The sequence below is a fragment of the Nostoc sp. FACHB-110 genome, from assembly GCF_014697425.1.
Classification (GTDB): Bacteria; Cyanobacteriota; Cyanobacteriia; order Cyanobacteriales; family Nostocaceae; genus Nostoc_B.
This window is the reverse complement of record NZ_JACJRU010000006.1, coordinates 155299-169821: the sequence shown is the minus strand read 5'-3', so window position 1 is coordinate 169821 and position 14523 is coordinate 155299. Positions and strand designations below refer to the sequence as shown.

Annotated in this window: 14 protein-coding genes and 1 tRNA gene; 10 read left to right on the top strand and 5 right to left on the bottom strand. The window is 39.3% G+C overall.

What is annotated here, in order from left to right; all coding sequences use genetic code 11:
* Nucleotides 1-38: 38 nt before the first annotated feature.
* The gene (locus tag H6G69_RS08860; protein ID WP_190684722.1) at nt 39-950 is read left to right on the top strand and encodes a hypothetical protein; all 912 of its coding nucleotides are present in this window, start codon (nt 39-41) and stop codon (nt 948-950) included.
* A 133-nt stretch (nt 951-1083) separates the two neighbouring features.
* Here H6G69_RS08860 and nadA read toward each other — a convergent pair whose 3' ends face one another.
* Nucleotides 1084-2061: a quinolinate synthase NadA gene (gene nadA, locus H6G69_RS08855; protein WP_190684719.1), complete on the bottom strand. Its 978-nt coding sequence runs from the start codon at nt 2059-2061 to the stop codon at nt 1084-1086.
* A 191-nt stretch (nt 2062-2252) separates the two neighbouring features.
* Between nadA and H6G69_RS08850 the strand changes: the two genes are divergently transcribed.
* Both H6G69_RS08850 and H6G69_RS08845 read left to right on the top strand, forming a co-directional pair.
* Complete coding sequence (locus H6G69_RS08850; protein WP_190684716.1) at nt 2253-3188, top strand: TIGR04168 family protein; 936 nt, start codon at nt 2253-2255, stop codon at nt 3186-3188.
* A 70-nt stretch (nt 3189-3258) separates the two neighbouring features.
* A tRNA-Ser gene (locus tag H6G69_RS08845) sits at nt 3259-3343 on the top strand.
* Between the two features lie 9 nt (nt 3344-3352).
* On the opposite strand, the gene H6G69_RS08840 is transcribed toward H6G69_RS08845, so the two are convergent.
* A complete protein-coding gene (locus tag H6G69_RS08840) occupies nt 3353-3583 on the bottom strand; it encodes a four helix bundle protein (protein ID WP_190684714.1) in 231 nt (76 codons plus the stop codon).
* Between the two features lie 87 nt (nt 3584-3670).
* On the bottom strand, nt 3671-6094 hold the full coding sequence (locus H6G69_RS08835) for an NACHT domain-containing NTPase (RefSeq protein ID WP_190684711.1): 2424 nt from the start codon (nt 6092-6094) through the stop codon (nt 3671-3673).
* 160 nt (nt 6095-6254) lie between these two features.
* Between H6G69_RS08835 and H6G69_RS08830 the strand changes: the two genes are divergently transcribed.
* The 5 genes from H6G69_RS08830 to H6G69_RS08815 all read left to right on the top strand — a co-directional run bounded on the left by H6G69_RS08830 (nt 6255) and on the right by H6G69_RS08815 (nt 8005).
* Entirely contained in the window at nt 6255-6467 is a 213-nt protein-coding gene (locus H6G69_RS08830) for a hypothetical protein (protein ID WP_190684708.1), read from the top strand.
* On the top strand, nt 6467-6598 hold the full coding sequence (locus H6G69_RS34345; protein ID WP_277883366.1) for a hypothetical protein: 132 nt from the start codon (nt 6467-6469) through the stop codon (nt 6596-6598). Before H6G69_RS08830 ends, H6G69_RS34345 begins: the two co-directional genes overlap by 1 nt.
* The gene (locus tag H6G69_RS08825) at nt 6577-6843 is read left to right on the top strand and encodes a hypothetical protein (protein ID WP_190684706.1); all 267 of its coding nucleotides are present in this window, start codon (nt 6577-6579) and stop codon (nt 6841-6843) included. Before H6G69_RS34345 ends, H6G69_RS08825 begins: the two co-directional genes overlap by 22 nt.
* Nucleotides 6840-7271: a type II toxin-antitoxin system VapC family toxin gene (locus H6G69_RS08820; protein ID WP_242072011.1), complete on the top strand. Its 432-nt coding sequence runs from the start codon at nt 6840-6842 to the stop codon at nt 7269-7271. Before H6G69_RS08825 ends, H6G69_RS08820 begins: the two co-directional genes overlap by 4 nt.
* Nucleotides 7272-7417: 146 nt before the next feature.
* Nucleotides 7418-8005, top strand: coding sequence for a Uma2 family endonuclease (locus tag H6G69_RS08815; RefSeq protein ID WP_190684703.1), 588 nt, complete (start codon nt 7418-7420; stop codon nt 8003-8005).
* 33 nt (nt 8006-8038) lie between these two features.
* Here the strand turns inward: H6G69_RS08815 and pyk are convergent, their stop codons facing one another.
* Complete coding sequence (gene pyk, locus H6G69_RS08810; protein ID WP_190684700.1) at nt 8039-9805, bottom strand: pyruvate kinase; 1767 nt, start codon at nt 9803-9805, stop codon at nt 8039-8041.
* A 413-nt stretch (nt 9806-10218) separates the two neighbouring features.
* On the opposite strand from pyk, the gene crtR reads away from it, so the two are divergent.
* Together crtR and H6G69_RS08800 are read left to right on the top strand one after the other, a co-directional pair.
* Complete coding sequence (gene crtR / locus H6G69_RS08805; protein ID WP_190684697.1) at nt 10219-11112, top strand: beta-carotene hydroxylase; 894 nt, start codon at nt 10219-10221, stop codon at nt 11110-11112.
* A gap of 320 nt (nt 11113-11432) precedes the next feature.
* Nucleotides 11433-13361, top strand: coding sequence for a sensor histidine kinase (locus tag H6G69_RS08800; RefSeq protein ID WP_190684694.1), 1929 nt, complete (start codon nt 11433-11435; stop codon nt 13359-13361).
* Here H6G69_RS08800 and H6G69_RS08795 read toward each other — a convergent pair.
* Nucleotides 13338-14468 carry a serine/threonine-protein kinase gene (locus H6G69_RS08795; protein ID WP_190684847.1) on the bottom strand — a complete coding sequence of 377 codons (1131 nt, stop codon included), beginning with the start codon at nt 14466-14468 and terminating at the stop codon, nt 13338-13340. The genes H6G69_RS08800 and H6G69_RS08795 overlap by 24 nt on opposite strands.
* Nucleotides 14469-14523: the final 55 nt, after the last annotated feature.

Below are 14523 nucleotides of genomic sequence, written 5' to 3'. Positions count from 1 at the left end.
GGGTTAAAACAGCTATCACGAAAACTCAAATGCTAGAAATGGTAGACCGGATAAACGATATTGCTTGGCAAGCTCACCAAGGTAGCGTTGCAGCGATTATTCAATTATTAAATGAAAAGCTAGCTGATTCTGGTGTGAGAACCAGAGCTATTTTCGCCGACGGAGTGTTGCAACTTTTGTGTGAAGCATCTCAGCTAGAGCAACTTGAGCAATCAACTGTAGTAGAAAAAATCCAGCAAATTCTGGAATCTATTGCACCACGCAACATTCGCCGAGTCAATATTAATAGTCGAATTGTTCGAGAAGCACAGTTACTGTGGCTCAAAGATATTTACAACGGCGAAAATCAAGTATTGTGGTCACAGGAAATTACCTTAACGAAACCACACACCTTCAAGCAAATTATTGAAGAGTTCACAGAAGCTACAACTGAACTAGCACAATCTAGTTTACGGAAAGGTCAATCTTCTCGGACTTCAGTTTTAGCTAACAAAAATCAGCATAAATATGCACCTAAATCCAAAATGCCCGTAGCAATAAGTTTAGGCTTATTGTTGCTGTTAGGTTGGGTTGTATATTCTCAGTTAGGAGATAAGCTAAAAATCTTCATCCAAGTAGAACCTTCGCAGCCTGTTACTACAACCAAGACTAAGGCAACTAAATCAGCAGTCAGCCCTACTAAAAATGATACTGTTGATCCTGCAGAAGAAGCTGATCCGTTTGGTTCTGCTGTTAGAATTGCTAACCAAGCAACTATCGACGGTAAAACCGCTACAACTTCAATTCAGTGGTTAGATTTAGCGGCTAAGTGGCAACGAGCATCTGATTTAATGGGTGCAGTACCCAGTACTCATACTCGTTATAAAGAAGCGCAAATTCGGACAAAATTGTACAGAGAATATAGCGAAACAGCACAGAAAGAGGCAGAGAAAAGTAAAACGAAATCTTAATTAACAGCATGTAAAACGGCAAAGGACAGCAGCAAGCACAAGTTTGAGTTTTTCAACACAGGGAAATTTAAAGATGAATATATTACTAATCTGTAGAGATGCGATCGCATCTCTACAGTATTTACAATAATAATTAAAGACTCATCTCTAACATTCGTTGCATTGGGCGCAAAGCTGCAACACGAATATCTTCAGACATCGTAATTTCAGGAGTGCGGTTTTTCATCGCTAAATACAGTTTTTCTAAAGTATTGAGACGCATAAACGGACACTCATTACAATTGCAATTATTCGTCGTCGGTGGTGCAGGAATAAAGTGTTTTGCTGGAGCAAGTTTTTGCATTTGGTGAATAATACCAGGCTCTGTTGCCACGATAAATTCCTGCGATGGACTAGTTTGACAATATTTAAGTAAAGCGGCTGTAGAACCAATATAACTAGCGTGGCGCAATACACTACTTTCGCATTCTGGATGCGCGATCGCCTCTGCTTCGGGATGTGCTATTTTTAACTGTACAATTTTCTTCTCGGAAAAGGTTTCATGCACAACGCAGCTACCTTGCCATAATACCAAATCCCGCCCAGTTTGTTCCATGACATAACGCCCTAAGTTGCGGTCTGGAGCAAAAATAATTGGCTGGTCTTTTGGTATTTGCTGTACAATTTTTACCGCATTAGAACTGGTGCAGATAATATCACTCATAGCCTTAATTTCGGCAGAGCAATTAATATATGAAACTACCAAATGATCAGGATGAGCAGCTTTAAAAGCAGCAAATTCCTTTGGTGGACAGCTATCTGCTAAAGAACAACCAGCATTTAAATCTGGTAAAAGTACCAATTTATCAGGGTTAAGTATCTTGGCTGTCTCTGCCATAAAATGAACACCAGCAAACACAATTACATCTGCATTCGTCTGTGCTGCTGCTCTAGCTAGTTGTAATGAATCTCCAATAAAGTCTGCAATATCTTGAATATCTGGCTCTTGATAATAATGCGCTAAGATGACCGCGTTGAGTTCTTTTTTGAGATTCTCAATAGCAGCAAATAAATCTAGTGGTAGCCCACCCGGTTGGGTTTGGTTTGTTTTGGCAAATGCAGTTGTAAACACAGTTAAGGGTTGCTTTGGGTTGCAATTGTTTTGTCCAGTGGATTTAATTATAGTAGTTTTTACCAAAAACAGAAGAGGGGTTTATGGTAATTTGATATTAGTGATAGATTAAAAGTTATTTTTTGTGGGTTCCTTTATCTCTACTCCCCATGACCTCTTCTATGCTGGAGATATAGGGCAAGGAAAGCGGCATGACCAGTCAAAAAATTAATCAGAAAACTCTCAAAATTGCTGTGGTTGGAGATGTTCACGACCAATGGGAAGTGGAAGATGGCATCGCACTCAAGCATTTAGGTGTTGACTTAGTGCTGTTTGTCGGCGATTTTGGTAATGAATCAGTGGAAGTGGTAAGAGCGATCGCTTCTCTGGAAATTCCCAAAGCAGCAGTCATGGGCAACCACGATGCTTGGTATACAGCCACAGAATGGGGACGGAAAAAATGTCCCTACGATCGCACTAAAGAAGACTGGGTACAAGAACAACTCGACTTATTAGGTAAAGCCCATATTGGTTACAGCAAGCTGGATTTTCCCGAGTGGAATTTAACAGTAGTTGGTGGTCGTCCTTTTAGCTGGGGCGGTCATGAATGGAGATTTGCCGACATCTGCAAAGACCGTTATGGTGTGACAACTCTGGAAGAATCAGCAGAGCGAATATTTGCATCAGTTAAAAGTGCAGCCTGCGACACGATTATCTTTCTCGGTCATAACGGGCCGAGTGGATTAGGCAATAGGCCCGAAGACCCCTGCGGTAAAGATTGGGATCCTATCGGCGGCGACTTTGGCGACCCTGATTTTGCCGAAGCGATTTCGCAAGCCATCACAACTGGTAAAAATATTGCTTTAGTGACATTTGGGCATATGCACCACACACTGCGGCACACCAAAAAAGAAACCCGAAAACCCATCTTTAGAAGCCCAGAGGGAATAATTTACTTAAATGCTGCCAGCGTTCCCCGAATTGTCGAGAAAGAAGGCGAAAAGCTGCGGAATTTCTCAATTGTTTGCCTAGAAGCAGGTGAAGTGACACAGGCTTCCTTAGTTTGGGTAGGTAGTGATTTTCAGGTCGCTGCTGAAGAAATTTTGTACAAGCGATCGACTTCACTAGTGCAACCTGCTCAGATGTAAGATATAGTATTATCTGTCAGCTTTTTTGCTCACTCAAAAAAGTAAGGTAGCAAAGCTAGACAGTTAATTTGGAGAGGTGGCAGAGTGGTCGATTGCGTCCGACTTGAAATCGGATGAGGCTAAAACCTCCGGGAGTTCGAATCTCCCCCTCTCCGTTTGAGGAATTAAAAATTGAGGAGAAAGAGGTTAGGTAGTGTAATCATGAGCTTGCTGATAAAATATGCTTTTCTTTGGGCAGCTTGAGCTTCTCCAAGATTCGCTCCAATCGATGTTCCTGACTTTAACAACTGTTGAGCAAGGGTTTTTGCTACTTCTGATTTGTCATCTAAAAACTGGCCCAATTTAACTATAAGAACTGAAAAAGCAAAAGTGTGATCGCAAATATCTTTTTTCACAGGTAGTAATTAATAAAGTCAAACATTTTTCTAAATTTATTGTATTAATCTTTATTTTTATTTATATTTTTTCAGCTTATATATTTTTTAAATATTAAATGGTAACAGCAGAGTATTTTCAATTTCTTGTCTGAGTTTTTGACTAGTATAGCAATCACTGTTCAAACAATCTATTAGTAATTTATTTATATAATAATATTGTTCTACCATTTTAAGTTTTTCTTCTTTAGGCTTCCAATCATGATCAAAACCAAAATATTCAAGTATGACATTCCTAATATTCGTTGCCCAATCCTGACTATTTACTTTCCACCACTGCAAAAAGCTTGTTTGATATTGGTTCGGTTCTGGTAGCTGTTGCTTTAGAGTTATAAGTGTTCGCTGTAGTTCAATGTCAAATTGTTGAGCATACTTAATAATAAGAGAAATACCACGATACAAGTCCAAAAACATAACTAAGTTAAAAGCACTTTTATCCCTATCTTGGCAAGTAAAACTCAGAGCATAAGCATAAGCAAGCAAGTAATCAAATGTGCATTTATTGACTTCATTAAAAATTGAAAAACCAAGAATGTTGGCAAGTTCAAGATTGAGATCAGGAATAAGAATCGGTTTTCGTTCTTGACTATAAGCAAGAGCTATGACTATATGTAAGTCAGTAGATTGAACAAAAGATATAGCCTCAGAACTCACTCCAAAACTAATTCGTCCAGTAAATAGATGAAATAATCCAAAATAAAATGCTCTGACAGCTACAGGTTTATATTGATTTCCTATTAACTTTGATTTTTGGTCAATAAATTCTATACATAAGTGTAATTGTTCATTTTCTATATATATTTCGTCAATTTTCTGCTTCATCAAAATTATTAATTCATCTGCTCTCCGCATCATCTCCGTTGTTAGTAAAAATACCTCACGCCAGCGTTTATCTGTGATATGCTTCACTAAACTTTCCCAAGCAAAATTAGCAACTATTTCTCTGGCAGTAAAATACTCCTGAAAAGTTAGATGAGAAAATGAATAAATTCCATTCGCCCGTTCTATTAAAAGCCCGTGTTGCGCTTCAATAGATTTCAAAACAGCCTCGCTGTCTAGCCTGAGAGCTTCTATGTCGGTGTCAGCATCACGTAAGTTACGAATGAACTCAGCAATATATACTTCAACTGTTTTTTGCTTAAAGAAATAATCCTTCTGCTCAAAAGCGATCAAAGCAATTTGGCTCAATAAGTCTTCCTTGCGATGCAAAGATAAATTTTTATATACTTGATGCCTTTCTATGTTGCGTTTGGCATCCCATTTTTTCAACAATACATCTAATCCTTCTTTATAAAGTTCAGAACGGTTTGCTGGGAAATCTCCACTATCGCTAAACACCAAACACAGTAATGTCAGCAGTAAAGGACTACTAGCTAGTTCTTGAATTGGTTGATTCTCCGTCAGTTTTTGAATAAATCTTTTACTTTTAACTGGGTCGGTTAATTGGAACCAGTTTTGAGCAAAAACGGCTATTTGTTTTTTGTCAAAATCTGCCATTTCCACTTCTGTGAAACTTTCAAATGTATATTCTTTGGCAGCAATACGGCAGGTAAGTACAAACTGATTGGTGTGAAACAGGTCAGAAAATTCCCTAATTTGTCGTAAAACACGCTTGGTGTCTTCCTCTCGTACTTCATCCAACCCATCCAGCAATACTAATGCCTTACCCTGTTTCAACAGTTTTTCTACTGTTACACTGGCATGAGTTACCCCACAGCTTGACAATTGTTCAGCGATAAATTCCAAAATATCTAGTTTTTTAGGTACTTCTGCAAAGTCTTTTAGAGTGATAAACAGGGGAACTCTGTTTGTTTGAAAATTTCCCTCAATACACTGCATTGCCAGATATTTTAAAAAAGTAGTTTTTCCTGCTCCTGGTTTGCCTAAAACCATTAGCTTACTATAACGCTGCACAGCCTCTAATCCCGATACCTGCTTCTGTTTTACGTGGCTAAGTCCAAGCCGCTCAAAGTTATCATGATCACAGCTTTGCATTAGTTCCGCAATCTTAAGTCGTCTTCGTCCTGTTATTTTCTCCAGAATATTGACATTTGTGTAAATACCTTGTTTTCCTGTTAGCTTAATCGGTTTAGGCATATCTAATACCCTCATGGTTCCATACTTCTCTTTTATGTAGGGTTTGACTTGTTTGCGGATTTCTTGCACTAAGGCATCAATAGAATCATATATATCATCTGTAATTAAATGACCAGAAGGTCGTTGCTGTGAGTATTTCTTGCTCAGATGCTCACGTAAGCGGCTTTCTTTAACAGGGCCATGTCCAGTGATACTAAATTTTTTGTAAATACCTGTAAGGCAAGTGCTGAGGTTACTTTCAGAAATATTTAATTCTTGAGTGACCTGGACTCGACTTTTACTGCGACCGAATATTTCCAGAAAAACTTCTTTCTCTCGATGCGACAATTCACTGTATTGCTCCAGTTGCTTAAGAAAGTCCTCTGGTATAGACATTTACTACTCTCACAATTACTTATAAGCCAGTGTAGCCAAAGTTTTTATCAAAATGTGGAGTTAACTCAGTGTAAGTCAGGCTAAGTCAAGATAGGTCAAATAATTAGCTACAAAAGAAAATTGTGACATTGAACTCAGTCAAGCTGCTGAGGAAATCGCAATGCTAGAAACACTAATCCCTTTGGTTATTAATAAGTCTATTGAAGTAGTTGCTGGAATACTGCTAGAAAAGTTTTGTAAATGGCTACTGAGTGATGCAAACATCAAAAGTGCCAACAACTTTCTGAAAATGCAGATTCTTGTACTTTATCTCGATTGGTTTTTACTAAAAACACCAATAAAATCTCTAACAGAAAAATCACAGAAAAAGTAGTGAAGATAGTAAAGCGATCGCCTTTGATTTTTCAGTGCGATCGCACCCTCACCCCTCCCAAACTCCATCGTGCTACGATTACCAATAAATTCTTTTGGGAGGTCAAGCAATGGCTACCCTTCATGACCTGAATATACCTGATGAGTTATACGCACAATTGCAAGAGTTAGCTAAAGCTCAAAATAGCTCAGTTGATGCTCAAGTTATTACCATCTTGCAGAAAGCTTTGCAGACAAAAACACAGCCAGCAGAAGACGAAAGATACAAAAATGTACCAAAACTTTTAGAAGAAATCCGCCTGCGCCGTGAAAGTCGTCGTACTGATGCAGAATGGCCTGATAGTACAGCATTACTTCGAGAAGACCGCGACAGATGACTACTCCTATTAGGTGCGTTGTAGATGCCAGTGTAGGGATTAAGCAATTTCTACCGGATGATCCACTAATGCCAAAAGTTGATCAACTGTTTGCTCACCTTGCTAATCCCCAAACGGCAATTTTTGTCCCAGACTTGTTTTATATTGAGTGTGGCAACATCATCTGGAAATATGTCCGCGCTAGACTTTATGCTGTTGCAGATGTACCATCTGATTTAACTACGCTCAAAAGCTTTCCCTTGCGTGTTGTCTCGACGGCTGATTTGATGGCGGATGCGGTGAATATTGCCATAAACTACAATATCTCCGCTTATGATGCTTGTTATGTTGCACTTTCACAGCAAGTTAATGCCACTTTACTGACTCTTGATGCCTGCCAAATTAGTAAGAGCTTTAAACGCTTCATCTTACAATGTTGGCTCATTTAATGATTTTGAGGTTCCGCCGTTACCATCAATATAATAGCGATCGCTCCCCATCTCTCTATCTGTTGCAGTAAAACAAAACGAGCGATCGCTACATTTTTATTGCACTATTTATAATGAGGCTAATGTTACCTAGCTAAATAAATCCTATGGTTGTGCAGACTCCCCCCCGTCAATACTCCATTGAGGAATACTTGGCACATGAAGAGACTGCTGAGTACCGCAGTGAATATAGTGATGGAGAAATTATACCAATGGCTGGAGGCTCAATTAATCATAATCGCATTATCCGCAACCTTAGCAGATTACTCGAACTAGCCTTACAAACACAGCCTTATGAAGTTTTTTTGAGCGACTTGCGGCTTTGGATTCCTCGTTACCGAGAATACACATATCCTAATATTTTAATTATCAAAGATGAACCTATCTTCCAAGAAGGAAGAAAAGACACAGTATTAAATCCCTGCATTATTTTTGAAGTGCTTTCTAAGTCTACTAGTAGCAGAGATAGAGGTGATAAATTTACTTATTATCGCTCCATTGCCGAATTTCAAGAATATATTTTGATTGACCAATATCAAATTCACATTGAGCAGTTTAGTAAAACGCCTGATGGCAATTGGCTATTTAAAGAAACTGACGATGAAGATGGCATTTTAACTTTAGTTGCTGCTAACTGCCAAATTCCCCATCGCCAGATTTACGAACGAGTTAACTTTGAAACTCAAATAGAGTAGTTATTTAACAAATCAGCAAATTCTTTTGCCTTTTTAAGGTGTCCCTACTGCGCCAGAATAAATTAAACCCCGTTGCACATCTAGGGTGAGAATCGCACCATCACGAATGACTTGTGTTGCTTTCTTCACACCCACAATCACAGGTACACCTAGACGCAAGCCAATCACTGCGGCATGGCTAGTGAGGCTTTCTTCTTCGGTGATAATGCCGGAAGCTTTGCGAATAGCATCGACAAAATCAGCCCCAGTGCGGGGTGCAACTAAAATGTCGCCAGGGTTAAAGTTACTCACATCCATACCTGTTTGAGCAACTCGCGCGCGACCACTCACAGAACCTTGTCCTAGTCCAATTCCGTGACCGAGGATGGCTGTGACTACTTCCACTTTAATTAAATCGGTGGAACCAGAAACCCCTTGCAGTGTCCCCGCAGTCATCACAACTAAATCGCCTTCAAAGAGAAATTTATGTTCTTGGGCGACGTTAATTGCAGCTTGGAAGGTCTGACCTGTAGAGGGTAAACCCAGAACTAGTAGTGGTTTCACGCCCCAGACAAGTTGTAACTGTCGTGCGACGTTGACATGGGGTGTGACTGCCAAAATTGGTGTGTGGGGACGGAATTTAGAAACGTTGCGCGCTGTAGCCCCTGTTTGGGTTAAGGTCATAATTGCGGCTGCACCCAAGTTTTCGGCAATTTGACCGACGGCTTGGCTGATGGCGTTGGGAATGGAACGGCGGCTATCTCTGATTTGCCGTGTGGCTGAGTTGCGCTCTTCTTGTTCAATGCGTTCGGCAATTCTCGCCATTGTCGCTACGGCTTCAACTGGGTAGCTTCCTACAGCAGTTTCGTTAGACAGCATGACTGCATCCGTACCATCCAAAATCGCGTTAGCTACGTCTGAGACTTCGGCGCGGGTGGGGCGGGGGTTGCTCACCATGCTATCTAACATCTGGGTAGCAGTGATGATGGGAATGCCTAAGCGGTTGGCTGTGGCAATTAACCGTTTTTGTAGTATGGGGACATCTTCGGCTGGTAGTTCTACGCCTAAGTCACCTCTGGCAACCATTACGCCATCGCACAAAGCCAAAACTGCTTCCATTTGTTCAATGGCTTCGTGTTTTTCGATTTTGGCGATAACTGGGACTTGTTTACCTGTACTGGAAATTAATTCTTTGATTTCGATTAAATCTTGGGGGTTGCGGACAAAGGAAAGTGCCACCCAGTCTACACCTTGATCTAGACCGAACATCAAGTCCTCGCGGTCTTTGTCGGTCATGGCTTTAATAGACAAGTAAACCCCCGGAAAGTTTACGCCTTTGTTATTAGACAGTTTACCGCCGACGGTGACACGGCAATATAAGTCGCCTTTGTCGCGCTTAGTTTCTTCCACTACCATTTCTACTCGCCCATCATCAAGGAGAATTTTGGCTCCGGCTGGGACTTCTTCTGCCAAATATTCGTAGGTGACGCAGCTAATTTCTTGCGTACCGACTACTTGACGATTGGTGAGGATAAAGCGATCGCCTTTTGCTAAAACTATAGATCCATTTTCAAACCGCCCCAAGCGAATTTTTGGCCCTTGGAGGTCTTGCAAAATTGCCACTGGCTGATTTAGTTCAAAAGCAGTTTGCCGAATTAAGCGAATATTACGCTGATGGTCGGCATGAGTACCGTGAGAAAAGTTAAGCCGCAGTGTGGTTGCGCCTGCTTCGATAATCGCCTTGAGCATTTCTGGGCTGCTGGTGGCGGGGCCAATTGTAGCGACAATTTTTGTCCGACGTAAAGAATCTCTTAATTGCATAGGGGCTGAGTTTAGGGAGCTTATTAAGCAGTCATAGTAAGTTAAGGGAGATGCTGTATTCCGTTACTGCCACATCAATCAATTTAAGCAGTTAGCGAGGGGCAGATAAAGAGTGGAATTAGACAAATGATTACTTATTTTTCCCTCTGATTTTCCATAGGAACTAGAGGACAGAATAGCTATCGTACACTAATCTTGGTGTCCTCTTTCCCAGGGTTGATTTATTGATATCCACTACTGGGGATTTGAGTGACACACCCTACTGCATCAGCAAATACTTGGGTTTCGTCTGGAATGATAACGTCATTTATCAAAATATGCAGATAAATATTGCTATACAAAACTTTGTAAAACTTTATTGTTCACTAATATTTATCGTATATTCGTAATGTTTGGTAAACGAGGAGTTAAGAATGCTGGCGTTGGAGGCAGAACAAAAAACATTAAAAGTCCCGCCCAAGGAGTTTTTAGAGCCTGCCGGTAATTTTAGCCCCACAATGCTGCTATTTTTAGCAGCAGTGACAATGCTAGTGTTATCGAATTTTGGCTACTGGTTGTGGGCATGGCCACACTGGTTGTGTTTCTGTACTAACACTTTAGCCTTACATTGTTCAGGAACAGTGATTCACGATGCTTGCCATCAATCGGCGCATCGTAACCGCGTCATCAATGCCATTTTAGGTCATGGTAGTGCGTTGATGTTAGCTTTTGCTTTTCCTGTATTTACGCGGGTACATTTACAGCATCACGCTCATGTCAATCACCCTAAAGATGACCCAGACCATTATGTTTCGACGGGTGGGCCTTTGTGGTTGATTGCTGTACGCTTTTTGTACCATGAAGTGTTTTTCTTTAAACGGCAACTTTGGCGCAAGTATGAGCTATGGGAGTGGTTTATTAGCCGCTTGATTGTCGTGAGTATTTTTTATATCTCAATTCAGTATCACTTTTTAGGTTACATCCTGAATTTTTGGTTTATCCCAGCATTCATAGTTGGCATAGCACTAGGACTATTTTTTGATTATCTGCCACATCGCCCATTTGTAGAACGCGATCGCTGGAAAAATGCCCGTGTCTACCCCAACCCATTTTTAAACATCTTGATTATGGGGCAGAACTATCATTTAGTGCATCATTTATGGCCTTCGATTCCTTGGTATAACTATCAGCCTGCATACTATAAAATGAAACCGCTTTTGGATGAAAAAGGTTGTTACCAAACATCAGGATTATTACAAAAAAAAGATTTTTGGGAATTTGTTTATGACATTTTTTTAGGCATTCGCTTTCATCACTCCAAAGAATAAATCAAGGCGCGATTCAGGAATCAGAAGAGTAGAAGCATCCAGAACTATTCTGACTCCTGAGTGCTGAATTCTGACTTAAATCTTATAAAGTTCAAAGTGGTATAAGTACCTGCTAATATTAGACTGATAAACTCATACATACCAGCAATCTCAAGCACAATCATGATAAATATTGAGTGATTAAAATCACATAATAATACTGATGAATCTTGAGTAATTATAAATAGCTACTGGGAATAATAGGCTTAATCACTTTAAGTCAAACTTGTCATCATATTAGCTTAAAGTGCGGATAACCTACTATCCTAAAACTCTTAGATATGGCTGCTCTCAACTCAAGCTCATCAGTCCGAAAGTCTGATTGGAAAACACTTTCTTACTCAAAAATTCTTTCGTGGCCGCACCGTTTAAAGGTAGGACAAAAAATTGCTTGCGGATATGGAATTGCTTTAAGTGTGGCAGTTTTGGGAACCTGTGGAGGTTTGCAGCTGGGAGATTATTACAATCAAGTCGCAATTGAATCGCAAGAAGACGCGCTTCAGGAGATTAGGCTAGTCAACAACCTAAAAATTGCTGAACTCACAACACGCAACAAAAGACAACAACTAGTTGCTTTACTAGGTAATCCCAAACTTTTACAGCAAGAATATTTTGAACTCAAAACATCTATTGTTGAATTTAAAAAAGCCTGGTTAGCTTTGCAAGTTGCGGAAGGAAAACCAGACCCCAAGTATGATTCGGATGAGGAAATTGCTAAAGTCGAAAATTTTATGCAGACTTACCAAGGGGTTCCAGAAGCATATTTACTCAAAGTTGAAGAATTGCTGAATTCCCTTAATTTAAACAATGTCCAGCCAGAATATATTGAGACAGCAAAACAGAAACTCATTAGCTTTAGTAATAGTCCAGAAGTATTTCAAATTAATCGATTCTCTGATGACTTGACGCAGATGGTTGACCGTGCTGCTAGCGAGTATGCTGAAGCAGCTAGCATCATCAAATCTGCACAAAAACTGCGATCGCAAATTATTATTACCAGCCTGCTATTATCTGTGATGATTGCCGCTTTGTTGGCATTTTACACCAGTCGAGCGATCGCTCAACCGCTTCAAAATCTGACAAATGTAGTACAAACTTCAATCCTCAATTCTGATTTTGATCAGCAAGTAGCCATAACTTGCGAGGATGAAGTTGGTGTTTTAGCTACCTCGTTTAATCAACTAATTTACGCCATTAATCACCTATTAGCCAAACAGCAACAAGCCAACCAACAGTTAGAAGCCTACAGTCAAACCTTAGAAAATCAAGTCGCCGAACGCACTCAAGAATTAAGAGAAAATAATCAACGTCTGCAACACACCCTAGAAGAGTTACATCGTACTCAATCTCAAATAGTACAAACGGAAAAAATGTCAGCTTTGGGACAAATGGTAGCAGGTGTAGCCCACGAAATTAACAATCCAGTCAGTTTTATTTATGGAAACCTCAATCATGTCAGAGGATATACTCAAGACTTAGTAAGATTAATTCAATCCTATCAACAACATTATCCCAATCCACCTAAAGCGTTACAAGCAGAAGTTGATGAAATTGAAATAGAATTTCTGTACGAAGACTTGAACAAAGTTATCTATTCAATGGAGATTGGTACGACGAGGATTCGGGAAATTGTCAAATCGCTGCGTAACTTTTCCCGATTAGATGAAGCAGAATTTAAAGCTGTGAATATTCACGAAGGTATAGATAACACCTTAATGATTTTGCAACATCGAATTAAAGCTAATTCCACTAGAAAAGAGATTGAAGTTATTAAAGAATATGCACAGTTACCATTAGTTGAATGCTATGCTGGGCAACTCAACCAAGTATTTATGAATTTATTAATCAATGCTATTGATAGCTTAGAAGAAAATAGCTACAAAGCTAGAAACCCAGAGATAAGAAATCAGCCTAAAACTATCTTGATTCAAACGCAGATAAAATCAAATAATTCTATCATGATTACCATAGCTGATAATGGTATTGGTATTCCCGAAAAAAACAAATCAAAATTATTTGATCCTTTCTTTACAACTAAACCTGTTGGTAAAGGTACAGGCTTAGGATTATCAATTAGCTATCAAATTATTAACGAAAAACATCACGGCAAGCTTTGGTTTGAGTCTCAGCCACAAGCAGGTACAAAATTTTTTATAGAGATTCCGATTTATCAGCATTCAAATTTCTCAAAGCTCATAAGTAATGCCTGATTTTCTCGGTAGAGAATTTTGAATTTTATTTTCTGGAAAAATGATTAACTGTATAGACCAGTAACTTACTAGCAACAGAATCAATCCCGAAACTACTCCAATTACTAACCCTATAATCATAGGATATTTTTTAGTAACTTCAGAAATATCCAGCTTATTTGTCTGAGCGTGGGAAAATGGAACAATTGGATGAGTCTGATCTGGAAATAAAGCCTCTTGAGGATTTAATGGTGAAATCAGAGTAGAATCTGTATCTTTGATGGCAGTTTTTAAATGCAAAAATGGTTGTATTGCTTCTAAGACTTCGGTTGCTGATTTGTATCTGTCTTGAAAGTTGTAACTAACCATTTTGTTAATTACTACAGCTAACTCCAGATTAATTTCAGCTAAATGTTCCCAAACAACTTCTCCTGTTTGATTATCTTCTAATAATTGTGTAGGATGTTTACCTGTAAGTGCTTGAATAGCAATCATCCCTAAGGCATAAATATCGCTGCTTGGTTGTGGTCTACCTCGCTGTTGTTCGCTAGGCATATAGCCTGGGGTTCCGATCGCAATTGTAGAATGTTCAACAGATAAAGAATTTTTTGGGTCTTTAATTAATTGCGTCAAAATTGGCTTAACTGCACCAAAATCAATCAAAACCAAACGCTGATCTTGTTGTCTCCTGATAATATTGCTGGGCTTGACATCTCGATGGATTAACCCTTGAGTATGGATAAATTTAAGAATTTCTAAAACCTCTTGTAACAGTTGAATCACTTTACTTTCACCCCAGCGATAACCAGGATGAAGTTCTGCACTTAAGGTGTGTCCGGCAATAAATTTTTGGACTAAATAAAATTCTCGTTCATCCTCAAAATAAGCCAAAAGATGGGGAACTAAATCATAATCACCCAATTTTTCTAAAGCAGCTATTTCTCGCTTAAATAGTCTTTGACGGATATTTTCTGAAATCAATATTTCACTACTAGGTAAAAAATGTTTGACCACACAAGTAGGGTGATCAGGCAGCAATGTATCTCTGGCTATGTAAGTTTTACAAAACATTCCTTGGCTCAAAACTTGCACAACCTGGTAACGTTCTCCTAGTAGCTTAGTTAACATCATATGATGAACCTAACGGTTAGTTTCGGTAATCTTACTTAAGTGCATTCACATA